Annotated in this window: 24 protein-coding genes; 18 read left to right on the forward strand and 6 right to left on the reverse strand. The window is 72.8% G+C overall.

The window, feature by feature from the left end; genetic code table 11:
- Window positions 1–19: 19 nt before the first annotated feature.
- The 5 genes from LCG91_RS01775 to LCG91_RS01795 all read left to right on the forward strand — a co-directional run bounded on the left by LCG91_RS01775 (window position 20) and on the right by LCG91_RS01795 (window position 5,648).
- A complete protein-coding gene (locus tag LCG91_RS01775) occupies window positions 20–1,099 on the forward strand; it encodes a histidinol-phosphate transaminase (protein ID WP_224442288.1) in 1,080 nt (359 codons plus the stop codon).
- A 23-nt stretch (window positions 1,100–1,122) separates the two neighbouring features.
- On the forward strand, window positions 1,123–2,256 hold the full coding sequence (locus tag LCG91_RS01780; RefSeq protein WP_224442289.1) for a thiamine pyrophosphate-dependent enzyme: 1,134 nt from the start codon (window positions 1,123–1,125) through the stop codon (window positions 2,254–2,256).
- 89 nt (window positions 2,257–2,345) lie between these two features.
- Window positions 2,346–3,305: an alpha-ketoacid dehydrogenase subunit beta gene (locus LCG91_RS01785; RefSeq protein ID WP_058727694.1), complete on the forward strand. Its 960-nt coding sequence runs from the start codon at window positions 2,346–2,348 to the stop codon at window positions 3,303–3,305.
- A 31-nt stretch (window positions 3,306–3,336) separates the two neighbouring features.
- Window positions 3,337–4,956 (forward strand): dihydrolipoamide acetyltransferase family protein, encoded by a 1,620-nt coding sequence (locus LCG91_RS01790; protein ID WP_224442290.1) that lies wholly within the window; start codon window positions 3,337–3,339, stop codon window positions 4,954–4,956.
- A gap of 119 nt (window positions 4,957–5,075) precedes the next feature.
- The gene (locus LCG91_RS01795) at window positions 5,076–5,648 is read left to right on the forward strand and encodes a GNAT family N-acetyltransferase (RefSeq protein WP_224442291.1); all 573 of its coding nucleotides are present in this window, start codon (window positions 5,076–5,078) and stop codon (window positions 5,646–5,648) included.
- A gap of 26 nt (window positions 5,649–5,674) precedes the next feature.
- On the opposite strand, the gene LCG91_RS01800 is transcribed toward LCG91_RS01795, so the two are convergent.
- The 4 genes from LCG91_RS01800 to LCG91_RS01815 all read right to left on the reverse strand — a co-directional run bounded on the left by LCG91_RS01800 (window position 5,675) and on the right by LCG91_RS01815 (window position 10,930).
- Entirely contained in the window at window positions 5,675–6,952 is a 1,278-nt protein-coding gene (locus LCG91_RS01800; RefSeq protein ID WP_224442292.1) for an alpha/beta hydrolase, read from the reverse strand.
- A complete protein-coding gene (locus LCG91_RS01805; RefSeq protein ID WP_224442293.1) occupies window positions 6,949–9,009 on the reverse strand; it encodes a bifunctional lysylphosphatidylglycerol flippase/synthetase MprF in 2,061 nt (686 codons plus the stop codon). The genes LCG91_RS01800 and LCG91_RS01805 overlap by 4 nt, the downstream gene beginning before the upstream one ends.
- A gap of 90 nt (window positions 9,010–9,099) precedes the next feature.
- A complete protein-coding gene (locus LCG91_RS01810) occupies window positions 9,100–10,311 on the reverse strand; it encodes a sensor histidine kinase (protein WP_224442294.1) in 1,212 nt (403 codons plus the stop codon).
- Complete coding sequence (locus LCG91_RS01815) at window positions 10,304–10,930, reverse strand: response regulator (protein ID WP_224442295.1); 627 nt, start codon at window positions 10,928–10,930, stop codon at window positions 10,304–10,306. Before LCG91_RS01815 ends, LCG91_RS01810 begins: the two co-directional genes overlap by 8 nt.
- Window positions 10,931–11,061: 131 nt before the next feature.
- Between LCG91_RS01815 and LCG91_RS01820 the strand changes: the two genes are divergently transcribed.
- Window positions 11,062–11,796 (forward strand): GntR family transcriptional regulator, encoded by a 735-nt coding sequence (locus LCG91_RS01820; RefSeq protein ID WP_224442296.1) that lies wholly within the window; start codon window positions 11,062–11,064, stop codon window positions 11,794–11,796.
- Window positions 11,797–11,913: 117 nt separating this feature from the next.
- On the opposite strand, the gene LCG91_RS01825 is transcribed toward LCG91_RS01820, so the two are convergent.
- Window positions 11,914–12,366 carry a PTS glucose transporter subunit IIA gene (locus LCG91_RS01825; RefSeq protein ID WP_224442297.1) on the reverse strand — a complete coding sequence of 151 codons (453 nt, stop codon included), beginning with the start codon at window positions 12,364–12,366 and terminating at the stop codon, window positions 11,914–11,916.
- A 182-nt stretch (window positions 12,367–12,548) separates the two neighbouring features.
- Between LCG91_RS01825 and LCG91_RS01830 the strand changes: the two genes are divergently transcribed.
- The 11 genes from LCG91_RS01830 to LCG91_RS01880 all read left to right on the forward strand — a co-directional run bounded on the left by LCG91_RS01830 (window position 12,549) and on the right by LCG91_RS01880 (window position 21,690).
- Window positions 12,549–13,463, forward strand: coding sequence for a metal ABC transporter solute-binding protein, Zn/Mn family (locus LCG91_RS01830; RefSeq protein ID WP_224442298.1), 915 nt, complete (start codon window positions 12,549–12,551; stop codon window positions 13,461–13,463).
- 56 nt (window positions 13,464–13,519) lie between these two features.
- Window positions 13,520–14,350, forward strand: a complete 831-nt coding sequence (locus tag LCG91_RS01835; protein WP_224442299.1) for a metal ABC transporter ATP-binding protein — start codon at window positions 13,520–13,522, stop codon at window positions 14,348–14,350.
- Window positions 14,350–15,294, forward strand: coding sequence for a metal ABC transporter permease (locus LCG91_RS01840; protein WP_058727662.1), 945 nt, complete (start codon window positions 14,350–14,352; stop codon window positions 15,292–15,294). Before LCG91_RS01835 ends, LCG91_RS01840 begins: the two co-directional genes overlap by 1 nt.
- Window positions 15,291–15,704, forward strand: coding sequence for a Fur family transcriptional regulator (locus LCG91_RS01845; protein WP_081984565.1), 414 nt, complete (start codon window positions 15,291–15,293; stop codon window positions 15,702–15,704). The genes LCG91_RS01840 and LCG91_RS01845 overlap by 4 nt, the downstream gene beginning before the upstream one ends.
- 10 nt (window positions 15,705–15,714) lie before the next feature.
- Complete coding sequence (locus LCG91_RS01850) at window positions 15,715–16,410, forward strand: alpha/beta fold hydrolase (RefSeq protein ID WP_224442300.1); 696 nt, start codon at window positions 15,715–15,717, stop codon at window positions 16,408–16,410.
- A gap of 483 nt (window positions 16,411–16,893) precedes the next feature.
- The gene (rpmB, locus tag LCG91_RS01855) at window positions 16,894–17,130 is read left to right on the forward strand and encodes a 50S ribosomal protein L28 (protein WP_022903747.1); all 237 of its coding nucleotides are present in this window, start codon (window positions 16,894–16,896) and stop codon (window positions 17,128–17,130) included.
- On the forward strand, window positions 17,130–17,300 hold the full coding sequence (rpmG, locus tag LCG91_RS01860) for a 50S ribosomal protein L33 (protein WP_022908193.1): 171 nt from the start codon (window positions 17,130–17,132) through the stop codon (window positions 17,298–17,300). Before rpmB ends, rpmG begins: the two co-directional genes overlap by 1 nt.
- 2 nt (window positions 17,301–17,302) lie before the next feature.
- Complete coding sequence (gene rpsN, locus LCG91_RS01865) at window positions 17,303–17,608, forward strand: 30S ribosomal protein S14 (RefSeq protein WP_022903745.1); 306 nt, start codon at window positions 17,303–17,305, stop codon at window positions 17,606–17,608.
- Between the two features lie 289 nt (window positions 17,609–17,897).
- Complete coding sequence (locus LCG91_RS01870) at window positions 17,898–18,185, forward strand: HU family DNA-binding protein (protein ID WP_058727660.1); 288 nt, start codon at window positions 17,898–17,900, stop codon at window positions 18,183–18,185.
- A gap of 182 nt (window positions 18,186–18,367) precedes the next feature.
- Complete coding sequence (locus LCG91_RS01875; RefSeq protein WP_224442301.1) at window positions 18,368–20,386, forward strand: bifunctional copper resistance protein CopD/cytochrome c oxidase assembly protein; 2,019 nt, start codon at window positions 18,368–18,370, stop codon at window positions 20,384–20,386.
- The gene (locus LCG91_RS01880) at window positions 20,383–21,690 is read left to right on the forward strand and encodes an ATP-dependent RecD-like DNA helicase (protein ID WP_224442302.1); all 1,308 of its coding nucleotides are present in this window, start codon (window positions 20,383–20,385) and stop codon (window positions 21,688–21,690) included. Before LCG91_RS01875 ends, LCG91_RS01880 begins: the two co-directional genes overlap by 4 nt.
- Before the next feature lie 370 nt (window positions 21,691–22,060).
- Here LCG91_RS01880 and LCG91_RS01885 read toward each other — a convergent pair whose 3' ends face one another.
- Window positions 22,061–22,510 (reverse strand): DUF4383 domain-containing protein, encoded by a 450-nt coding sequence (locus LCG91_RS01885; RefSeq protein WP_224442303.1) that lies wholly within the window; start codon window positions 22,508–22,510, stop codon window positions 22,061–22,063.
- A 238-nt stretch (window positions 22,511–22,748) separates the two neighbouring features.
- Here LCG91_RS01885 and LCG91_RS01890 point away from each other — a divergent pair, with 238 nt between their 5' ends.
- Complete coding sequence (locus LCG91_RS01890) at window positions 22,749–23,645, forward strand: phosphatase PAP2 family protein (RefSeq protein ID WP_224442304.1); 897 nt, start codon at window positions 22,749–22,751, stop codon at window positions 23,643–23,645.
- Window positions 23,646–23,778: the final 133 nt, after the last annotated feature.

A 23,778-nucleotide genomic window follows, 5' to 3' on the forward strand; every position in this document is an offset into this window, starting at 1 on the left:
GTCCCGGTAGCCTGTCCGCGTGACTGACGAGCGCGTGCACATCCGGCCCGAGGTGGCCGTCCTCCCCGCGTACAAGCAGGGTCGCCAGGCCGCGCCCGACGCGTTCAAGCTGTCGAGCAACGAGAACCCGTTCCCGCCGCTGCCCGGCGTCGTCGAGGCCGTGCAGGCGCAGACCGCGTACAACCGCTACCCGGACGCCACCGCCCTGGCCGTGCGGGCCGTGCTCGCGAACCGCGCCGGGCTGACGGTGGACGAGGTCCACGTCGCCCCGGGCAGCGTCGCGATCCTGCACGAGCTGGCGAAGGCGACGAGCGGCCCCGGCGACGAGATCGTCTACGCCTGGCGCTCCTTCGAGGCGTACCCGGGGGTCGTCACGGTCGCGGGCGCGACGAGCGTGCAGGTGCCGAACCGGCCCGACGGTGGGCACGACCTCGACGCCATGGCCGACGCGGTCACGGAGCGCACCCGCATGGTGATCGTCTGCACGCCGAACAACCCCACCGGCCCGATCGTCACCGCGGCGGAGTTCGACGCCTTCATGGCCCGGGTGCCCGCCACCGTGCTCGTGGTGCTCGACGAGGCCTACGCCGAGTTCGTCACCGAGTCCACCGCGGTCCGTGGGACGCCGCTGCTCGAGCGGTACCCGAACCTCGTCGTCCTCCGCACGTTCTCCAAGGCGTACGGACTCGCGGGCCTCCGTGTCGGCTACGCGTTCGGTCCGGCGTACGTGCTCGACGCCGTCCGTGCCTGCGCGATCCCCCTGTCGGTCACGGCGCAGGGCCAAGCCGCGGCGCTCGCGAGCCTCGAGCGCGAGACCGAGCTGCTCGAGCGCGTCGCCGAGCTCGCGGCCAGCCGTGACCGCATCGTCGCCGCGCTGCGCGGCCAGGGCTGGGACGTCCCGGACGCGCAGGGCAACTTCGTGTGGCTGCCGACCGGGGAGCTGACGGCGCACGCGGCCGAGCGCTTCGAGGCCGCCGGCATCATCGTCCGGGCATTCGGGAACGAGGGGATTCGGGTGTCGATCGGCGAGCACGAGGCTGTGGAAACGCTCCTCGAAACGGCGGGGTCGCTTGTGGAGGACCTCCAGGCGGCCCGGTAGGCCCTGGCGTTACGCTGACCGACATGTCATTCCACGCCGCGGCCCCCGCGACGGCCACCGTCCGGATCCTCGACCCCGAGGGCCGGTTCGTGGAGACCGACGAGAACGCCGAGTACGCCGCCGTCGCGCGGGCGATCCCGGACGAGACCCTGCTGGCGATGCACCGCCGCATGGTCCTCACACGTCGGTTCGACCACGCGGGCCACAACCTCCAGCGCACCGGTCAGCTCGGGCTCTGGGTCCCGAGCCACGGACAGGAGGCAGCGCAGGTCGGCTCGGTCTTCGCCCTCCGCGCGCAGGACCACGTCTTCCCGTCGTACCGCGAGCACGCGGTGACGATGCACCGCGGGGTCGAGCCGATGGAGATCATCGCGATGTACCGCGGCCAGACGCACGGCGGCTGGGACCCGGACGAGCGCGGCAACACGCACGTCTCGACCCTCGTGATCGGCTCGCAGACGCTGCACGCGACGGGTTACGCGCTCGGTCAGCAGCTCGACGGCGACGTCGGCACCGGCGATCCCGACCGTGACGCCTGCACCATCGTCTACTTCGGCGACGGCGCGACGAGCCAGGGCGACGTGAACGAGGCGTACGTCTTCGCCGCGTCGACGAAGGCCCCGGTCGTCTTCTTCCTGCAGAACAACCACTGGGCGATCTCGGTCCCCGTCGCCACGCAGTCCCCGACGCCGCTCGTCGACCGCCCGCGCGGCTTCGGCATCCCGAGCGTCCGCGTCGACGGCAACGACGTGCTGGCGTCCTACACGGCCTCCCTCGTGGCGACCGACCACGCCCGCTCCGGCCAGGGCCCGGCGTTCGTCGAGGCGGAGACCTACCGCATCGGCGCGCACACGAGCTCCGACGACCCGACCCGCTACCGCCTCGACGACGAGCTCGCCTCGTGGGTCGAGCGCGACCCGATCGCCCGCTCGGCCGCGTACCTGCGCAGCCGCGGCGTCACCGACGAGCAGCTCGCCCGCTTCGACGAGGAGGGCGAGGACATCGCCGCCGACGTCCGCCGTGCGACCGTCGCCCTGCCCCCGCCGCCCGTGGGGGTCATGTTCGACAACGTGTACCGCGAGCCGCACCCGGTCACCACCGCGCAGAAGGTCTGGCTCGAGCAGTACGAGGCCGGGTACGAAGGGGGCTCCCACTGATGAGCACGACCGAGCAGCTCTTCGACTACACGCTCCGCGCCCACCCCGGCGCGGGCGAGGTCCCCAGCGAACCCGTCCAGAACCTGCCGATGGCCAAGGCGCTCAACGCCGGCCTGGCCGCCGCGATGGCCGCTGACGACAAGGTCCTGCTCATGGGCGAGGACATCGGCCGGCTCGGCGGTGTCTTCCGCATCACCGAGGGCCTGCAGGAGCGCTTCGGCGCCGAGCGCGTCCGCGACACCCCGCTCGCCGAGTCCGGGATCATCGGCACCGCGATCGGGCTCGCCCTGCGCGGCTACCGCCCGGTCGTCGAGATCCAGTTCGACGGCTTCGTCTGGCCGGGCTTCGACCAGATCACCTCGCAGCTCGCGAAGATGCAGAACCGCCTGCCCGCGCACATGTCGCTGCCGGTCGTCATCCGCATCCCCTACGGCGGCCACATCGGCGCCGTCGAGCACCACCAGGAGTCCCCGGAGGCGTACTTCGCGCACACCGCGGGCCTCCGCGTGGTGAGCCCGAGCACGCCGAACGACGCGTACTGGATGATCCAGGAGGCGATCGCGTCGAAGGACCCGGTCGTGTTCCTCGAGCCGAAGTCGCGCTACTGGCCGAAGGGTGAGGTCGACCTTGTCGACGGCCACGTCCCGATGCACACCACCCGCGTCGCCCGCACCGGCACCGAGGTCACCCTCGTCGGCCACGGGGCGATGGTCGCGACGCTCATGCAGGCCGCCGACATCGCCGAGGCCGAGGGCACCAGCTGCGAGGTCATCGACCTCCGCTCGATCTCGCCGATTGACTGGGAGCCGCTGCTCGCATCGGCCCGGAAGACGGGCCGCGTCGTCATCGCGCAGGAGGCCTCCGGCTTCGTCAGCGTCGGCAGCGAGATCGCCGCGACCGTCGCCGAGCAGTGCTTCTACACGATGCAGGCACCGCCGATCCGGGTCTCCGGGTTCGACGTCCCCTTCCCGGTGTCGAAGCTCGAACACCTCCACCTGCCGGACGCGGACCGTGTCCTCGAGGCCGTCGACCGCGCCCTCGCCTACTGACCGAGCCGACCGAACGTTCGAAGGAGCCGCTGTGCCCGCCGCCGAATTCCCCCTGCCCGACGTGGGCGAAGGCCTGACCGAGGCCGAGATCGTGCAGTGGCGCGTCGCGATCGGGGACGAGATCGCCGTCGACCAGGTCCTGGTCGAGATCGAGACCGCGAAGTCGCTCGTCGAGCTGCCGTCGCCGTTCGCCGGCACCGTGACCGGGTTGCTCGTGTCGGAGGGCGACACCGTCGAGGTCGGCAAGCCGATCATCCGGGTCGACTCGGACGTCCAGGTCGCCGGGTCCACTGCCCAGCCAGGAGGCTCGGCGCCGGTCGCCGACAGCGTCCCGGCCTCGCCGGAGGTCGCCGCCACCCCGCCTGCCGCAGCGGCAGCCCCGGCTCCCACCACCGCAGCTGCCGTCGTCCCGGCTCCCGTCGCGCAGACGCCGCCGGCACCCGCGCAGCAGACTCCGCCAGCCCCGGCCGCCGCCACGGTGCCCGCGCCCGCCACGGCCCCTGCGCGGCCCGCGGCCGCCGCGCCCGCGCAGCCGGTCGCCGACCACGCGACCGTCGTCGGGTCGGACGAGTCGTCCGGCGCCGTCCTCGTCGGCTACGGCTCGGCCACCACATCCCCGTCCCGCCGGAAGCCGGGCGCCCGCCGGGCCGCAGCGCTCGCGGCCGAGGCGAGCCGTGCCTCCAGTGCGGACGCCGTCGCCGCAGCCGAGGCCGCCGCCGACCCGGCCGAGGACAGCATCTCGGAGGCCGTCGCCGCGCAGGGCACCCGCCCGCGCAAGGTCGTCTCGACCGGTACGGTGCTGGCGAAGCCGCCGATCCGCAAGCTCGCGAAGGACCTCGACGTCGACCTGACCGAGGTCGTGCCGACCGGCCTCGCGGGCGAGGTCACCCGTGACGACGTCATCCGGCACGCCAAGCAGGCCAGCGTCTTCCGGAACATCGAGACGCCCGAGTGGGGCGACGTGCGCCGCGAGACCATCCCGGTCAAGGGTGTGCGCAAGGCCATCGCGAAGGCGATGACCACGTCGAAGTTCACGGCGCCGCACGTGTCCCTGTTCGTCGACGTCGACGCCACCCGCACGATGGAGTTCGTCAAGCGGCTGAAGTCCTCGCCGACGTTCGCCGGCGTCAAGGTCTCGCCGCTGCTCGTCTTCGCGAAGGCCGTCATCTGGGCGGTCCGTCGGAACCGGTCGGTGAACTCGACCTGGACCGACCAGGAGATCATCGTCCACCACTTCGTGAACCTCGGCATCGCGGCGGCGACCCCGCGCGGGCTCATCGTGCCGAACATCAAGGACGCGCAGGACATGTCCCTGTTCGAGCTCGCGAAGGCGCTCGAGGACCTGACCCTGACCGCGCGCGACGGCAAGACCACGCCGCAGCAGATGGCGGACGGCACCGTGACGATCACGAACATCGGCGTGTTCGGCATGGACACCGGGACGCCGATCCTCAACCCGGGCGAGGTCGCGATCATCGCGATGGGCACGATCAAGCCCAAGCCGTGGGTCGTCGACGGCGAGGTCCGCTCGCGCATGGTGACCACCATCGGTGCCTCCTTCGACCACCGGGTCGTCGACGGCGACGTGGCGTCGCGCTTCGTGCACGACATCGCCTCGGTGCTCGAGGAGCCGGCGCTCCTGCTCGACTGAGCCTCGCTCGGGCGTGCAGGTCCGGCCCGGTGCTGCGGGATGCCGCAGTCCCCGGCCGGATCGCGCGGACGTCGCGTGGTGTCCACCCGCTTGTCGGCGGTCCGGGTGATGATCGGTGCATGGCCCACCAGCTCCTGACCCCACAGCAGGAGATCCGGACGGATCGCCTGGTGCTGACACCGCTCACGCCCGCCGACATCGACGACGCGCACGCGGTCTTCTCCGACGCGCGGACGTGGGAGCACCTGCCCGCCGGACGCCACACCGACCGCGCGACGACGGTCGACCTGGTCCAGCGGAAGATCGGCGGTCGCGCCCGGCACGGACTGGGCTCGTGGACCGTCCGTACCGTCGACGGTGCCTTCGTGGGGATCGGCGGCGTCGACATGACCGCTGCGGGGGTCTGGAACCTCGGCTACCGGCTCGACCCGGCGGCGTGGGGGCAGGGCTACGCGAGCGAGATCGCCGCTGCGGCTGTCGAGCAGGCGCACCGGACGGCCCTTCGTGCGCCCGTCACCGGTCGCGTCCTGACGAACAACCCGGCGTCGGCCGCGGTCCTGCGGAAGGCCGGGCTGTCCCTGGTCTGGCAGGGGCAGGCGTCGGTGGCGGCGCCCGAGGGGGTCCTCCGTCAGGTGTGGACCGACCGCGAGCTCACCGACGACCAGTTCGCCTGGCTCGTCCGCAACGCCTGACCCCGCCGATCATCCCGTCGCGCCCGTCACCCCGTCGCGGACAATGCGTCCGCCAGCGGCCCGACGTCCTGTCGGAACGACCACTGCACGGTGTTCCAGTCGTGCCCGCTCCCCGGCGCGGACTCGATCGACACGGTCGCACCGGCCTTCCGTGCAGCTGCCCCGAGCTTCCGGGCGTTCTCGCTGAACTCCCGGTCGGCCGATCCCGCCGTCAACCACAGCGCGTGTCCGCCGAGCCCGTTCGCCCGCATCTGCGCGATCGGCGCCGCCGCACGCCAGCGGGCGACCGAGCCGCCGAACGCCTGGTCGGCACTGTGCTGCGGTGACTGGTCGATCGGCTGCAGCTCGCTCGACACCGCCAGGGCTGCACCGAACTCGTCCGGGTGACCGGTGACGAACTGCATCGCGCAGGTCGCCCCCTGCGAGAACCCGGCCAGCCCCCAGGCCTTCCGGTCGTGCGTGGCCGGGAGGTTCGCGGTGATCCACGCCGGGACGTCCCGCGTCACGTAGGTCGCGACGTTCCCGAGCCGGGAGTCGACGCACATCGTGTTCCGACCCGGCGCGGAGAGCTGGTCGACGCTCACCACGATGGGCGCGCGACCGTCGTGGGCGCGTGCGTAGGCGTCGAGCGGCTCGGCGAGGCGGCCGGCGGTGAACAGGTCGCCCGGAGCGCCGGGCTGTCCGGAGAAGGCGAGGACGACCGGCAGCGGTCGCGGATCACGCACCAGGGCCGCAGGCGGGAGCCAGACGACCGCGGGACGGGCGTCGAAAAGCGAGCGGGTGCCGGGGATCTCGACGGTGCGGACGATGCCGGCGTCGGGCATCGTGTCGAGGGGGGCGGCGTCCGGGTCGTACGCGGGCCACGGGTTGCTCTGCACGACGGTGCCGAGGGTCGGGTACTTGGCGAACTCCACGTTGATCCCGAGCGCGGGGACGAGGACCGCCGCCGGCACCAGGACGATCGCCAGCGTCCGACGCCAGCGCCCGCCCTGCACGATCGCGGTGACGGCGAGCGCGAGTGCAGCACCCGCGAACGCGACCCACATCTGCGTGACCGGGCTCAGCGCGACGCCGAACAGGTCGACGACGTGCGTCAGGAACCAGCACACGGCCAGCAGGACGAGCGCGGCAGTGGCGGCGACGACGGCTCGGAGCCGCGCTCGACGCCAGGCCGTGGGGGAGCGCCAGGACCGGACCGCCGGCAGCAGCACGACGAGTGCGAGCACGCCGAACGCCGTGTCGGCGGGGACGAGCTTCGACGGCGCCTGGAGCTGTGTGGCGAGCAGCCACTCGGTCGGACTCACGAGCGGGCGTCGGTTCCGGCCCGCGCTGCACCGGCCCCGGCGCGCTCCGCCGCCGCCGACACGTGCGCCTGCCGGAGTGCCCACAGGTGCTTCGGCCGGAGCCCGGGCACGTACGCCCCGGCGAGGGCCCGGCCCACGCGTGGCACCTGCAGGGCCGACGGCACGACGAGCCAGAGCGGCTCGTGGCGGGCACCGAACTTCTCCTTGAACCGCTGCAGCGACCGGAAGCCGTACACCGGCTCGAGCACGCGGGCGAGCAGCCGCGACCCGTGCGTGACGAGCGGACCGGCACCGGCGTGCACGGCGAGCGGCGTCCCGGACAGGCTGATCGTGCCCAGGCCGGCCTCGCGGGCGCGCAGGGCGGTCCGGGCGATCAGGAACTCCATCACGCCGGGCATCCCGTCGTCAGCTCGTCGCATCACGTCCAGGGTGTAGCCGATCAGGGCGCCGTGCTCGTGCACGGGCAGCCAGCTCGTCACCGCGTCGACGCGACCCTCCGCCGTGACCGCGAGCATCAGCCGCACCTCGGGGTCGTCGAGCTCGCGCAGTCCGCCGAGCGTGAAGCCCATCTCGGGCAGGCGTCGGTCCGCGGCCCAGCGGGAGCACACGGCCTCGACCTGGGCACGTCGGTCGGGGTCGAGCGCGTCGAGGGTGGTCCACTCGTCGCGGACGCCCTCGCGGTCGGCGCGGTTCGACGCCGTCCGCAGGTCCTGCCGCTTCTTCCCACGCAGGTCGAACGTGTCGAGGTCGAGCACGCACTCCACCCCGACCGGCAGTGCGGTCCAGCCCTCGGCCACCAGCAGCTCGCGGACCGGTTCGTGCACGCTCGTGAACGCCGGCACCCAGCCGTTCCGCTCGCAGGACGCGGCGAAGGCGGCGAGCACCACGGCACGGTCCTCGGCGGCGCAGGCGGGGTCGGAGACCGTGAGCGCCACGTTCCCGCGCACCCGGTACGCGACGGCGCCACGGCCGTCGGGGTCGGTCCAGGTGGCGTTGCCCTGCCACGTGCCCATGTGGCCGAGCGAGCCCGCGTCGCCGCGACGCAGCATCCCGCGGTACTCCTCGCTGCAGTCGGTCGCGGCCCGGAAGCGTGCGCGCACGAGCCGCTCGCGCAGCAGCACGACGGCGAGCAGCACGGCGGCGGGCACCAACCAGGCGCCGAGCAGCGTCACCTGCCACTCGACGGCGTCGAGCCCGAGCCCGTGCCACTGCACGTCGCCGTCGGAGAGGGGCTCGAGCAGGAAGACGTCCGACAGCACCGCCGTCAGGGTCACGAGGACGGCTGCGGCGAGCACGACCCCCGCGCGTCGACCGCGCTGCACGAGCCAGGCCGACCCGAGCAGCAGGACACCGACGGCGACGGTCGCGCGGTCGCTCATGGCGTCGGCGAACGGCGAGAGCACGCCGTCCGGGTCCGGCACGACGAGCGTCACGAGGGTCCCGGCGCCGAGCGCCGCGAGCGCGCCGACGACCACGGTGCGCGGGTTCCGCAGGGCGGGGTGCGTCGTCCGCGGGTTCGCGGTGGACGGACGGGAGGCCCGGCGCACCACGACCACACCGGCCGCGGTCCCGAACAGGGTCGCCAGGGCACGGGCCAGGTCCGACCCGTGGCCTGCGAACAGCACGAGGGTGAGGACGACGGTCCAGAGCACGGCGCGGACGCGGTGCCGTCGCTGCTCGGGCATGGTCGCCGACGCCGCGCCGAGCAGGGCGGTGGCCACGATCGACGGGGCGAACAGCGGTTCGCCCGCTGCCGCCTCGGCGTGCGCCTCGCCCGCCGCCTGGCCGACGGCGACCGCGAGCAGGGTCACGAGCACCGCGAGTGCCGGAGCGGCGACCCCGACGACGACGGTCCGGACCGAGCCGAGCGCGCGCTCCGCGAGGACGACCGCGAGCACGACCGCGCCGAGCGCGAGCAGTGCGACGGGCGGGTGGTGCGGGAAGTCGGGTTCCGCGTGGGCGATCCGGGCGGAGACGACGAGCACGACCGCGGCGACGGCGGTGGTCACGGAGACCGGCGCGCGTCGGAGGTGTGCGAGGAGGGATGCGGGTGCCACGGTGTCATCCCACCGCAGTCGACGCCACTGCCGCATCGGACCGCGGGGTGGATCCCGGTGGCCGATCGGCCATCCGGTGTCCTCCGGTCGTCAACTCGAGGCCGAGGCCGGAGCGGGGAGGTGCTCGACGGGCAGACGGAGGTGCAGGGCGAACCCGTCGCCGGGCTGCGGGCCGGAGTCCAGGCGTCCGCCGAGCAGCGAGGCGCGTTCCCCGAGCCCGATGAGGCCCAGCCCCGAGCCGGGGAGCTCGAGCCGGTCGGCGCGCGCGGGACCGTTCACGAGGTCGACGAGCACCTGGTCGCCGTGCAGCCGACCGCTGATCCGGACGACTGCGCCGGGGGCGTGCTTCCGGACGTTCGTCAGGCCCTCCTGCACGAAGCGGTAGACCGCGCGCTGCACGGGCAGGGGCAGGCTGTCGGGCAGCTCGACGGCGACCTCGGTCTCGAGCCCGCTCGCCGCGACGAGCCGGGGCAGGTCCGCGAGCACGGGCTGCGGTGCGATCTCGCGGTCGGTGCCGCCGGAGGCCCGGAGCACCTGGACCATCTCGCGCAGCTCCTGCAGCGTGACGACGCACAGCTGCCGGATCGTCCGCGCGAACGCCCGCTCCTGCTCGTCGCGCCCGGCCATCTGCACGCCGCCGGCCTGCACGGCGATCAGGGTGACCTGGTGCGACACCACGTCGTGCATCTCGCGGGCGAGCAGGGCGCGTTCGCGGGAGAGCGCGACCTCGGCGGCCCGGCGGCGTTCCTCGGCGCGCGAGGCCCCGAGCTCGGCGATCCGGTCGACCAGGACGGCCCGGGTCCGCACGAGCAGCCCGATCGCGAGCGGGCCGAGCGCGAAGATCAGGGCGTAGACGACGGACACGACGATCTCGTCGAACTGCTGGGGCGGGCCGACGACGAAGCCGCTGAACCCGACGAACTGCACGACCGCGGCGACGAGCATCAGCCACCGCCGGTCGGTGCGCTCGCCGAGCGTGAAGAGCGCGATGCTCGCCGCGACGACGCCGGAGCCGATGAACAGGCCGGGCATCGTGAGCGCGAAGGCGAGGACGGGCAGGCGTCGACGGAGGACGAGCGCGCCGGCAGCGACGAGCGACAGCGTGATCTCGGTCGTCGTGGCGCCCGCGATGTCCAGCACGGCGTCGACGACCGCGGCGGCGAGGAAGAGCGCGTCGACCAGCCACCAGGGGGCGGGGTGGGCGCGCGCGCGACGGAGGCCGGCGTCGACGAGTGCGTCGAGCCTCCCGTCCGTCCGCTCCAGCAGGCGACGGAGGCGACCGGCGGTGCTCGGCTCAGCCATCGAGCAGCCCGGCCTCCGCCGCACGCAGCGCGAGCTGGACCCGCGTGGTGACGCCGAACGCGGCGAGGAGGGCGCGAACGTCCTCCTTGACCGTGCCGGTGCTGACGCCGATGCGCTGACCGATCTCGGGGTTGCTGGCGCCCTCGGCGACGAGCCGCACCACGGTGTGCTCCCGCTCGGACAGCTCCGGTGCCGGGGCCGACGGCCGGTGGGCGAAGAGCCGGGTCCGGTCCACGCCCGGCGCCAGGACGATGCCGCCGCGGGCGAGCGCCCGGACGTACTCGGCGAGCGACTCCGGGTCGGTGTCCTTGAGCAGGAAGCCGGCGGCCCCGGACTCCATCGCCCGGGCGACCACCTGGGTGTCGGTGTCGAACGTCGTCAGCATCGCGACGGCCGGGGGCTCGGGCAGCTGCCGGAGCGCGGCGAGCACCTTGAGCCCGTTCACCCGCGGCATCCGGACGTCGAGCAGGACCACGTCGGGGGCGTGCCGGCGCACGGTCTCGACCGCGTCGACGTCACCGCTCGTGGCGACGACGTCGATGTCCGCCGCCGCGCCGAGGATGAGTTCGAACCCGTACCGGACGAGCGTCTCGTCGTCCACGATCACCACCGAGGTCACGCGCGTCATCTTGTCACGGCGTCGGCTCCTCGCATCCTGATCACTACTGTGAGGACCACTGGTCATGTCCGCGCAGGACCAGCTGGGCGACGACCGCCCCGAGTCGACGAGCACCGGAGCACGAGGACCGCATGACGAGCCGCATCACCGAGGGGGCCGAGCCGAAGCACCAGCAGCTCCGGCGCATCCTGCTCGACCTCGCGACCACCCGGCTCGCACCCGGCGCGGCGATCCCCTCGGAACGGCAGCTCATCGCCGAGTACGGCGTCTCGCGGATCACGGTGCGCGAGGCCCTCGGACAGCTCGTCAACGAGGGCTACCTGGAGCGTGTGCGCGGCAAGGGCACCTTCGTGGCACACCGACCCGTGCAGTCCACCCTGCACCTGGCGTCCTTCACCGAGGAGATGCGGGCGCTCGGGCACGTCCCGACGACCGTCGTGCTCGTCCGCGAGGAACGGGTCCCCCCGGCCGACACCGTGGCGGCGCTGCGGCTCGACGCCGGGGACACCGCGTACCACCTCAAGCGCCTGCGCACGGCGGACGGGGCTCCGGTGTCCGTCGACGATGCCTGGCTGTCGGCGACGGCGTTCCCGGGGCTCCTCGACCAGGACCTGTCCGGGTCGGTGTACTCGCTCGCGGCCGACACGTACGGCACGCCGATCGACCGAGCGCAGCAGACGGTCGCCGCGAAGCCGGCGGCCGACGACGTCGCGACACTCCTCGGGACGCGGACCGGTGCGCCGCTGCTCGAGTTCGACCGGGTCTCCTACGCGGCGGACCGTCCGGTCGAGCACGCCCGCTCCTGGTACCGCTCGGACCGCTACCGGGTGCAGATGGAGGTCACCGCGCGCCGCGCGCCGGCGTAGCCGGGCGGCCGCACCCGCAGATTCGCCCTGGTCCGTTCCGCGAAAGCGACAGGCTGCGCCCGGATGTCGATGGAAGCCTGTCGCTTTCGTGGAGGACTCCGGGCCGAGGCCCGCGCGTCAGACGGTGAAGAGCGTCGCGCCCTCGGGCAGTGTCGAGCCGACCGTCGACTGCTCGACCGAGTCCGGCGTGCTGCCGAGCACGACGACCGGGCAGACGGGGGAGGAGCCGGCGGCCTCGACCACGCTCGGTGTGAACCGCACGACCGGGTCCCCGGCGCGCACGGAGTCACCCTCGGTCGCGAGCAGCTCGAAGCCCTCGCCGTGCAGCTGCAGGGTGTCGATGCCGAGGTGCACCAGGACGTCGGTCCCCGCCGAGCCCTGCAGCGCGAACGCGTGCGGGAGCAGCTTGACGATCGAGCCGTCGACCGGTGCGCCCGCCGTCACCGGGCCCGCGACACCGGTCAGGTCGACGGCCACACCCGCGCCGACGAGCTGCTCGGCGAACACCGGGTCCGGCACGTCGGACAGCGCCACGACCGGCCCCGCGAACGGGGTCCGCACGACCGTCACCGCTCGCCTCCGCCCAGCGGACCGTCGTCGCCGGGTGCCGTGCCGTCCATGATCTGCCCTCCTCGTCGCGGATCCCGCTCAACGGTACTGCCGGGCGGTCGCGCGTGGCCGGCAGGACCGTGTTCCTGGTTTCCTGACACCGGTTTTGACAATCGTTATCAGTAGGGCATACCGTCGTCTCCATGCAGAACCGCCGCCTCCTCGCCCTGCCGCTCGTCGTCGGCGCCGCCGCGCTCGCGCTGACCGGCTGCGCCACGTCCTCCGCCTCCGGCGACGCCTCGGGCGACGGCACCGTCCGGGTCGTCGCGTCGACGAACGTCTACGGGTCGATCGCGCAGGAGATCGGCGGCAAGGACGTCGAGGTCACGAGCATCCTCGACGACCCCTCGCAGGACCCGCACTCGTTCGAGTCGAGCGCGACGACCCAGCTCGCGGTCTCGAAGGCCGACCTGCTCATCGAGAACGGCGGCGGGTACGACGACTTCATGACCACGCTGGCGAAGGCATCGGGCACGAAGGCCGACACGATCAACGTGGTGGAGCTGTCCGGGTTGGACGAGGGCGGCGACTCGGAGTTCAACGAGCACGTCTTCTACGACTACCCGACGATGGTGAAGCTCGTGGCCGACGTCGAGCAGCGCCTGACGAAGCTCGACTCCGCGCACGCCGACTCCTTCGAGCGCAACGCGAAGGAGCTCACCACGAAGCTCGAGGACCTCGAGTCGCAGACCGCCGCAGCGAAGGAGAAGGTCGACGGCGAGAAGGTCTCGTACACCGAGCCCGTCCCCGGGTACCTGTTCGACGCGATGGGGCTCGACAACGTGACGCCGGAGGCCTTCTCGGAGGCGATCGAGGAGGGCGACGACGTCCCGCCCGCCGCGCTCAACGACACCCTGAAGCTGTTCACCGAGAAGCAGGTGAAGCTGCTCGCCTACAACGAGCAGACGTCCAGCGCGGAGACCGAGCAGGTCAAGAAGGCCGCCGACCAGGCCGGGATCCCGGTGGTCGGTGTCACGGAGACGCTCCCGAAGGGGGAGGATTACGTCTCGTGGCAGCAGGCGAACATCGACGAGATCACGGGGGCGCTCACGAAGTGACCGCGGTCCAGACCCCCTCGCGAACCGCTGCGGCCCCCGGCCGTGGCGGTTCCGCTGTGCTCGCGCTCCGCGACGCCGCACTGTCGTACGGGTCGCGGACCCTCTGGTCGCACCTCGACCTCGACCTGGCGCCGGGGGAGTTCGTCGCCGTCCTCGGGCCGAACGGCGCCGGCAAGACCTCACTGCTGCGCACCGTGCTCGGCCAGCAGCGGCTCACGAGCGGCACGATGTCGTTCCTCGGACAGCCCGTCCGTCGTGGACACCGTCGGATCGGCTACATCCCGCAGCAGCGCCTGATGGAGTCCGGCACGCCGCTCCGCGCCAGGGACATGATCGCGCAGGGGGTCACCGGTTCGCGGTGGGGCGTCCTGCCCGCCAGCCGCGTCGAGCGTGCCCGCATCGACCGGATCCTCGACGAGGTCGGCGCGACCGCGTTCGCCGACGCCCCGGTCGCGGAGCTGTCCGGCGGCGAGCAGCAGCGCACCCGCGTCGGGCAGGCCATCGCCGCCGACCCGGCCCTGCTGCTCTGCGACGAGCCGCTCATCTCGCTCGACCTCCGTCACCAGCGCGGTGTCACCGAACTCATCGACCGGCAGCGTCGGCAGCAGAATGCCGCCGTGCTGTTCGTCACCCACGACGTGAACCCGATCCTCGACGTCGTCGACCGCGTCCTCTACATCGCGGGCGGCCGGTTCCGCATCGGTGCTCCCGACGAGGTCCTGCGCGCCGACGTGCTGAGCGACCTGTACGGCACGCCCGTCGACGTCGTCCGCACCATGGGCCGGATCGTCATCGTCGGCGCGAACGAGGCCCACGACCAGACCGGTGCGCACCACCACTGCGACCCGGACCCGCACGCCACCACCCCGGACGAAGGGCGCATCTGATGGACGTGCTGTCGACCGTCTTCTCGTTCCAGGACTACGGCGAGCTCCTCGTGCTCGTGCAGAACTCGATCTGGGCCGGCGCCGTGCTCGGCATCGTCGGCGGACTCATCGGGCCGTTCGTCGTCGCCCGGAACATGCCGTTCGCGGTGCACGGCATCTCGGAGCTGTCGTTCGCCGGGGCCAGTGCCGCCCTGCTGTTCGGCGTGAACGTCGTCACCGGGTCGCTCGTCGGCTCGGTCGTCGCCGCGCTGCTCATCGGGCTGCTCGGGTCCCGGGCCCGCGACCGGAACTCGATCATCGCCGTCCTCATGCCGTTCGGCCTCGGGCTCGGCATCCTGTGCCTCGCGCTCTACAAGGGCCGGGCGGCGAACAAGTTCGGGCTGCTCACCGGGCAGATCGTCTCGGTCGACAACCCGCAGCTGACCTCGCTGATCGTCGTCTCCGCGATCGTCGTCGTGACGCTCCTGGTGATCTGGCGCCCGCTGATGTTCTCGTCCGTCGACCCCGACGTCGCCGCCGCTGCCGGGGTCCCGGTGCGGACGCTCGCCATCGTGTTCATGCTCGCGCTCGGACTCGCCACCGCGGTGTCGGTGCAGATCGTCGGCGCGCTGCTGGTGCTCTCGCTGCTCGTCACCCCCGCTGCCGCCGCACTCCGCCTGACCTCGCACCCCGTGGTCGTTCCCGTGCTCTCGACGGTCTTCGCGGTCGTGTCGGTCGTCGGTGGCATCCTGCTCGCACTCGGCGGGGGACTGCCGATCAGCCCCTACGTCACGACGATCTCGTTCGTGATCTGGGTGGTCTGCCGCATCGTCGGCAGCCGCAGGGACCGACGCGGACGCGAGCGCATCGCGGACCGCGAGCAGACCGACGGGGGCGGGTCGCGCCTCCAGACCGGGAACGACGCGTCGACCGACGCGACCCGCAGGGAAGGAGTCACCGCGTGAACGCCGTGCAGAAGCCGAAGCGGAACACCTGGCAGCGCGAGGCCGTGCGCAGCGCGCTGTCCGGCACCGAGGGGTTCGTGAGCGCGCAGGCGCTCCACCAGCACCTGCGGGACGGCGGCTCCACGATCGGACTGGCCACCGTGTACCGGGCGCTCGCCGACCTGGCGACCGAGGGTGACGCGGACTCGCTGCAGCAGGACGGCGAGTCGCTGTACCGGGCCTGCACGACCGACGCGCACCACCACCACCTGATCTGCCGGAACTGCGGCCGCACGGTCGAGATCGAGGCCGACCCGGTGGAACGGTGGGCCCAGGAGGTCGCGGCCGCGAACGGCTTCACCAACGCCAGCCACGTCGTCGACATCTTCGGCGAGTGCGCGGTCTGCACCGCGGCCCGGACCGGCGAGTAACCTCCCGCGCATGCACGTCATCCTGGTGCCCGGGTTCTGGCTCGACGCGAGCGCGTGGGACGCGGTGACGCCCGTCCTGCAGGAGGCCGGGCACTCCGTCCAGGCGATCACGCGGACGGGCGCCACGCTCGACGAGCAGGTCGCCGGCATCGTGGCGGTCCTCGACGCCGTGGCGACGCCGGACGAGCCGGTGGCGCTCGCGGGGCACTCGGGTGCCGGGCCGATGGTGCTCATGGCGGCGGACCAGCGACCCTTGCTCGTCGCGCACCTGCTCTACGTGGACACGTTCCCCGGGCCGGACGGTGCCGTGGTGAACGACGAGCTGCCCGTGGTGGACGGTGTCGTGCCGCTGCCGTCGTGGGACGTCTGGGAGCCGGCGACCGTGCGGGGGATGACGCCGGCGCTCCGCGAGGAGTTCGAGCGCCGGGCGGTCCCGGAGCCCGCGGCCGTGCCGACCGATCCCTTCCACTACGCGGACCCCGCTCGGCACCGGATCCCGGCGACCGTGGTGTCGTGCGAGATCCCGGCGGAGGACCTGGCCGCGATGGTGGCCGAGCACCACGCGTGGACGACCGAGCTCGTCGCGGTCGAGGACCTGACGATCGTGGGGCTCGAGACCGGGCACTGGCCGATGGCCACGGCGCCGCGGGAGCTCGGCGAGCTGCTGGTGCAGGCGCTGGCGCCGCGGCCGACCGACGGGCCGTAGGGCGCGTCGGCCGGCCCGGCTGCTGCTGCGGGCTCTACCCAGGGGTCGTCCTGGTCGCACGACTTGCCGCTCGCAGCCGTCCTGGTCGCAGGACGTGCCGTCTGCCGAACCGCCCGACGGCATGTCGTGCGACCGGAACCCGACCGGCCGACCTGGCGGAACCGGCTTGACGGGGCCGGGCCGCGCCTCCAGGCCGGTTCCGTTGCGACCCCACCGGGAGGCCCGGCTTGCGACACGCGCGGCCGTCCCGTAACGTGGACCCCTGGTCCGCCGCGTCCGCGTGGCAGACCCAGTTGTTCCAAGCCCTCCGACCGTCGCGTACGCCGCGGTCGCGCGGTGCTCGCAGGTCCTTCGACAGGGTCCGCGGGTCTGGGCGGCGCGCACAACCCCTCGCTGCGGTCACCTCCGGTGACGAGCGCGTGCGCGCCAGGCAAGTGACCTTGGGAGCGGCCGTCCGGCCGCTCGGTACCTCAGGAGGAAACCATGGCAGCAGTGTGCCAGGTGACCGGAGCCACCCCCGGCTTCGGACACAACATCTCGCACTCGCACCGCCGGACGAAGCGTCGCTTCGACCCGAACGTGCAGAAGAAGACGTACTACGTGCCCTCGCTTCGTCGTAACGTCACGCTCACGCTCAGCGCTAAGGGCATCAAGGTGATCGACGCACGCGGCATCGAGTCCGTCGTCAAGGATCTCCTCGCCCGTGGGGAGAAGATCTGATGGCCAAGAAGGGTCAGGACGTCCGTCCGATCATCAAGCTCCGCTCCACCGCGGGGACCGGGTTCACCTACGTGACCAAGAAGAACCGTCGCAACAACCCGGACCGCCTCGTGCTCAAGAAGTACGACCCGGTGATCCGCAAGCACGTCGACTTCCGTGAGGAGCGCTAAGCATGGCGAAGAAGAGCAAGATCGCGAAGAACAACCAGCGCGCCGAGGTCATCGCGCGCTACGCCGAGCGCCGTCTCGAGCTGAAGAAGGCCCTCGTGGACCCGAACGGCACCGACGAGTCGCGTGAGGCCGCTCGCGTCGGCCTGCAGAAGCTCCCGCGCGACGCGTCGCCGGTCCGCTACCGCAACCGCGACGCCATCGACGGTCGCCCCCGTGGCCACCTCGGTGAGTACGGCATCAGCCGTGTCCGCTTCCGCGACATGGCCCACCGTGGCGAGCTGCCGGGCATCACGAAGAGCTCCTGGTAAGCACCAGCTCCACCGAACGCCCCGTCCCTGCAGAGGGACGGGGCGTTCGTCGTCCCGGCCCCGGTGGGGTACATCGTCGCCACATCCGTCACTCGCACCCCTGCAGACCCTCGACAACCCCGGAAATCCGGGCGAGTCGGTCGTCCGGACACCGCACGGCTGGTAGGTTCGCTGACGGTTCCGCCGGGCGTCACCGTCCCCGGGGCCACCACGTCCAGGGCACCCCGCTCCGGGCGGGCGGGCGTCCCGACGTCCCACCGACACTGCAAGAAGTCCGAGGAGGACATCCATGGCTGACAAGTCACTGAACCGCACCGAGCTCGTCGCTGCCGTCGCGCAGGAGTCCGGCCAGAGCCAGGCCACCGTCAACGGCGTCGTCGACGCGCTGTTCAGCGTCGTCTCGTCGTCGGTCGCCGACGGCACCAAGGTCACGATCCCGGGCTGGATCGCCTTCGAGAAGACCCACCGCGCCGCGCGCACCGGCCGCAACCCGCAGACGGGTGATGCCATCGAGATCGCCGCGAGCGACTCGGTCAAGGTCAGCGCCGGCTCCAAGCTCAAGGCTGCCGTCAAGTAAGACCGCTCAGCAGCACCGGAAGGGACGGCCTCGGCCGTCCCTTCCGTCGTTCCCGGGGTCGTCCGTCCTGTGGCCTCGGCTCCGGTCCGTCCTCTCCTGCACAGCCGGGAGGCACCGCCCACCGCCCACAGGGCGGCCCACCGGCGTGCCCCGGTCGGTCGGGCACCGCCTAGGCTTGTCGGGTGGACCGGATCGCACGCATCGCCGGCCCCGCCGTGCTGCTGCTCGTCGGGTTCGTCTCGCTCCTCGTCGCCCTCGTGATCGGCGGCGGGGCGGACCGCGCGCTCATCGCGGACCCGGGCGCGGTCGTCCGGTTCGGCCTGCCGATCGCCCGGCTCGTCGTCGACCTGTCCGCCGCGGCCACGATCGGCGGCCTGGCGCTCACCGTCGTCGGCCTGTCCCGCACCCGGCCCGAGTGGAACCGTGCGATCGACGTCGCCGCCGGGGCCGCCGCGGTGTGGACGGTCGCCGCTGCTGCCACCACCTTCTTCACGTTCCTGTCCGTCGCCGGGTCGGCCCTGAGCCTCGACGAGCAGTTCGGCCAGTCGATGGGGGTGTTCCTCACCGGCACCGACCTCGGCACCGCGTGGCTGGTCGCCGTGCTCGTCGCGGCCGCCGTGACGGTGCTCTGCTTCGCGGTCCGCGGTCGGGGCATGGTCGCCCTCACGGCCGGCGTCGCCATGGTCGGGCTCGTCCCGCTCGCGCAGCAGGGGCACGCCGCCGGGACCGCGAGCCACGACTCGGCGGTCACCGCGCTCGGGCTGCACCTCGTCGGCGCCGCGCTGTGGGTCGGCGGGCTCCTGCTCGTCGTGCTCCTGCGGGGCGTGCTGCCCGGTGACCGGCTGCCGCTCGTCGTCGCCCGCTACTCGAGCATCGCGCTCGGTTGCTTCGTGCTCGTCGCCGTGTCGGGGACGGCCTCGGCGATCATCCGCGTGGGCACCCCGGCGAACCTGCTCACCCCCTACGGCGTCCTCGTGCTCGTCAAGACCGCCGCGCTCGTCGGCATCGGTGTGCTCGGTGCCGTGCAGCGTCGACGGACGATCCGGTCGCTCACCGACGCTCCGGAGCGCCGTGGTCCGTTCTGGACCCTCGTGCTGGTCGAACTCGCCGTCATGGGGGTGGCGAGCGGGTTCGCCGCGGCCCTCGGGCGCACCGCGACCCCGGTCGGCGAGGTCGCCCTCAGCAAGACCACGAACCCGACGCCCGCCGAGCTGCTGACCGACGACCCGCTCCCGGGCGACCCGGGGTCGTGGGGATGGCTCACCGCCTGGAACATCGACCTCTTCTGGTTGATGGCCGCGGTGCTCGCCGCCGCCGCGTACACCGCTGGCGTGGTCCGACTGCGTCGTCGAGGACGCTCGTGGCCGGTGCACCGCACGGTCGCCGCCGCGATCGCGGTCGTGACGCTGGTCGTGGCGACGTCCGGCTCGCTGCACACCTACGACCGCTTCCTGGTGTCCGCCAACGTCGGCGCGCACGTGCTGCTCGGCCTCGTCGTCCCCGCGCTCCTGTGGGCGGCGGCGCCCGTGCAGCTGATCCGGGCCGCCGTGCACCCGCGCGAGGACGGGTCGACCGGCGTCCGCGAGTGGACGGGCCTGCTCGTCGAGAACAGCGTCGTCCGGTACCTGGCGCAGCCCTTCCCGTCCTTCGTGCTCCTCGCCGCGGTCTGGTGGGGCCTGTACGCCACCCAGGTGCTGCGGTGGTCGGTGAGCGACCCGGCCGGACGCACCCTGGTCGACCTCGGACTCGTGCTCGTCGGGCTGCTTGCCGTCCCCACGCTCCTCACGCCCGTGGCAGCCGGTGCCCGGACAGCGAGCACCGGCGCGGCGCTCGTACGGGTCGTCGGCGCGGTCGTGGTGGCCGCGGGCACCGTCTCGCTCGGCATCGCGATGCAGGGGCCGCTCGGGCTGCTCCAGGCATCGTGGTTCGGCGCGATGGGCCGTGAGTGGGGGCCGACCCCGCTCGAGGACCAGGCCCGCGCCGGCGTCGTCCTCGTCGTCGCGGGGATCGCGCTGCTCGTCACGGTGGTCGTCGTGACGCTGGTCCGACTGCGCGGCGACCGTCCCGCGCCCGACCGCTCGCCCACGGACGGCGCCGGCGGGCGCACCGCGGCAGCCGACCCGGCGGTGGCTGATCCGGCAGTGGCAGCCGACCCGGCAGCGTCGGCAGGACCGGCGGCTGCGGGGGCGGGCGACCGGTGAGCGTCGAGCTCAGCGCCGAACAGCGGGCGGTCTTCGAGTACATCGAGCACACCCGCGACCACGTCTTCATCACCGGACGCGCGGGGACGGGGAAGTCCACGCTCCTCAACCACCTGTCGTGGAACACCGAGAAGCAGGTCGTCATCTGCGCGCCGACCGGTGTCGCCGCGCTGAACGTCGGCGGGCAGACGATCCACTCGCTCTTCCGGCTCCCGATCGGACTCATCGCCGACGCCGAGCTCCGGCAGGGCCCGGACACCCGGAAGCTCCTCAACACGATCGACACCCTGGTCATCGACGAGGTCTCGATGGTCAACGCCGACCTGCTCGACGCGATGGACCGCTCGCTCCGCAAGGCCCGGGGGCGCCAGTTCGAGGCCTTCGGCGGCGTGCAGGTCGTCATGTTCGGCGACCCGTACCAGCTCCCCCCGGTCCCCGGCGACGGCGACGAGCGCGCCTACTTCACCGACCACTACCGGTCGATGTGGTTCTTCGACGCGAAGGTCTGGCTCGAGGCCGAGCTGCACATCGTCGAGCTCGCGACCGTGCACCGGCAGCGCGACGACGCCTTCGCCGCGATGCTGACGGCGGTGCGGCACGGTCGGGTCACGGCCGACATCGCCGGGCAGCTCAACACCGCCGGCGCCCGACCGGCCCCGGACGACGCCATCACGCTGGCGACCCGCAACGACACCGTCTCGCGCATCAACAAGGCGGCCCTCGACCGGCTGCCCGGCAAGGTGAAGACCGCCCGTGCGGACGTCAACGGTGACTTCGGCGGACGGAACTTCCCGGCCGACGAAGCACTCGAGCTGAAGCCCGGCGCCCACGTGATGTTCCTGCGGAACGACCCGGACCAGCGCTGGGTGAACGGCACCCTCGGTGTCGTCACCACCATTCGGGACACCGTGTGGGTCGACGTCGACGGGGAGTCGTTCGAGGTCCAACCGTCCGTGTGGGAGAAGTTCAAGTACTCCTACGACCCGGACAAGAAGGAGCTCAAGAAGGACACCGTGGGGGAGTTCCAACAGTTCCCCCTGCGCCTGGCCTGGGCGGTCACGATCCACAAGTCGCAGGGGTCGACGTACGACCGCGCGGTGGTCGACCTCGGCAACCGGGTGTTCAGCGCCGGACAGACGTACGTGGCGCTCTCGCGGTTGACCTCGCTCGAGGGGCTCTACCTGACCCGTCCGCTGCGCCCGCAGGACATCATCGTGGACCTCGACGTCCGTCGGTTCATGTCCGAGGCCCCGCGGGTCGTCGCGACCGAGCTCGAGGCAGCGCCCCGCCCCGACGGCGCCTGACCCCGCCGCCCGGCCCTGCTGCCGCCGCCGGCCGCGGGCACTCCGCCGAGCGGGCCAGATCCGTCACGCTCGCGGGCCGGTGCCGACGAGTCGTGCCTGCACGGCGGACGACGCGCGGCGTGTCCTGCCCGCTCGCTGGGACCACAGCGGCTCCGATCCCAGCGGCCGACCCGCCGGGAGCGTCCCGACGCCCCGGCGGCGACGACGCCCCTCCGCGCGGCGAACCCTGCCCGCACGGCGAACCCTGCCCGCACGGCGAACCCTGCCCGCACGGCGAACCCTGCCCGCACGGCGGCTGCCTCCCTGCCCGCACGACGACGCCCCGCCCACCAGACGGTGGACGGGGCGTCGAGGACGAGCAACGGGAGCGTCAGGCGCGCTGTGCCGCCCGGATGGCCCGCACGTTCTCGTGGTCGGCCCCGAAGGCCGTGAGGAGCAGGACCACACCGACGATCGCGTGGAACAGGTTGTCCGCGAAGGTCAGGGCGAAGACGTTCGCCGAGGTGCCACCGAGCGCGAAGCCGTAGACCGCCATGACGACGAGGACGATGCCGACCAGGCGGTTGCCGTTCCGCGAACCGATGGTCGTGCCGAGGCCCGTGATGAGGAGTACGACGGCGAGCAGGATCCACAGCAGGCACATCGCCGGGTTGACGCCGAAGGCGTTCCAGAGCATCCCGCCCTCGCGGCTGAAGAAGCCCGGGTCGCCGTCGGCGGCGAAGAAGAAGCCGAGGAAGCCCCAGAGCGCCAGGAGCGCTCCCACCGTCAGGGCGAGGCCCCGGTTCGGCGACGCCGTGATGCTGGGTTCCTTGATGGCCACTTCGGTCTCCTCCTGGTACAGGGTGGTCGCACCGGACGTGCCGGCGACGGGAGCCGGAGCGCCTGCCCATGCCGTACGGGCGGCGCTGGCGTCGGATCCTGAGGTGGCTGACCCCTGGTTCACAGGCGCGGACCGGCGGACCAACGGTATCGTGTCGGACCCCGACCGTCCGAATCGCCCACGCGACAGCAGCCGGACGAGGAGACCGATGAACGCCACACCGAGGAGGACCACGCCGGTGACCCGTACGCCCGAACGCACCGCGCCCGAGTCGCGCGGACCGTTGGTGTCGCGGCGGTTGCGGTGGGGCCTGCTGGCGGCTCTGGGGTTCGCGATCGTGCCTCTCGTCTACGCCGTCGCCGTGCTGACGCCGGTCGGGCAGCGGGTCGAGGACGCCGCGCTGGGCGGTGTCCGGGAGTCCGACCTGTTCGGGTCGGACACTGCACTGAACGTCATCTCGGTGCCGGTCATCCTGTTGCTGGTGGTCGTGATCGCCGCCGTCGCGTTCGCCCGACGCCGGCTCGCGGTGGGACTCGGAGCGGGCGTCGTGGTGCTCGCGTCGGCAGCCACCTCGACGCTCGTGAAGCGTATCGCCGAGCGCCCGGAGATCGCCCAGTCGGAGACGCCCAACTCGTACCCTTCCGGTCACGCGACGATCGCACTCGCCGCGCTCTTCGCCGTGCTCCTCGTGACGCCCCGGCGCTGGCGACCGGTCGTGACGCTCGTGGGCGCTGCCTACGCGGTCTTCGTGGCGAACCAGACCGTCGTCTACGGCTGGCACAGGGTGAGCGACATCGTCGGCGCGTGCGCGATCGCCCTGTTCTGGCTCGGACTCGTCCGTGCCGTCGGTCCGCGCGTCGACCGAGGCGAGCGCGGTGACCGGGACGGCCGCCGCGGCCCCCGCCGCGTGGTGACGGCGCTGCTCCTGCTCGCGACGGGCGTCACCTTCCTGGTCGGCGTGGTCGCCGTGGTCGCGGGGCTGACCGGTGTCACCGACCTGCACGCCGCCGTCCTGGTAGCCGGCCGGATGGCGTCGAGCGTGAGCGTGCTCGCGGTCGTCACGGTCGTCTGGCTCGCCGACGGCCTCCACCACGCGGCCCGGACGGACGCGGACGCGCTGCCGCCCCGTCGCTGAACGCGCGGAGTCCACGGCGCCGGACGGACGTGGATGCGCTGCCCAGCGTCACTGAGCGCGCGGAGTCGACAGTGCCGGACGGACGCTGAGGCGCTGCCACCGCGCCGCCGAGCGCACCGGAGGCGTCCGGCAC

The sequence above is a fragment of the Curtobacterium sp. TXMA1 genome, from assembly GCF_020162095.1.
In the GTDB taxonomy this organism is placed as follows: domain Bacteria; phylum Actinomycetota; class Actinomycetes; order Actinomycetales; family Microbacteriaceae; genus Curtobacterium.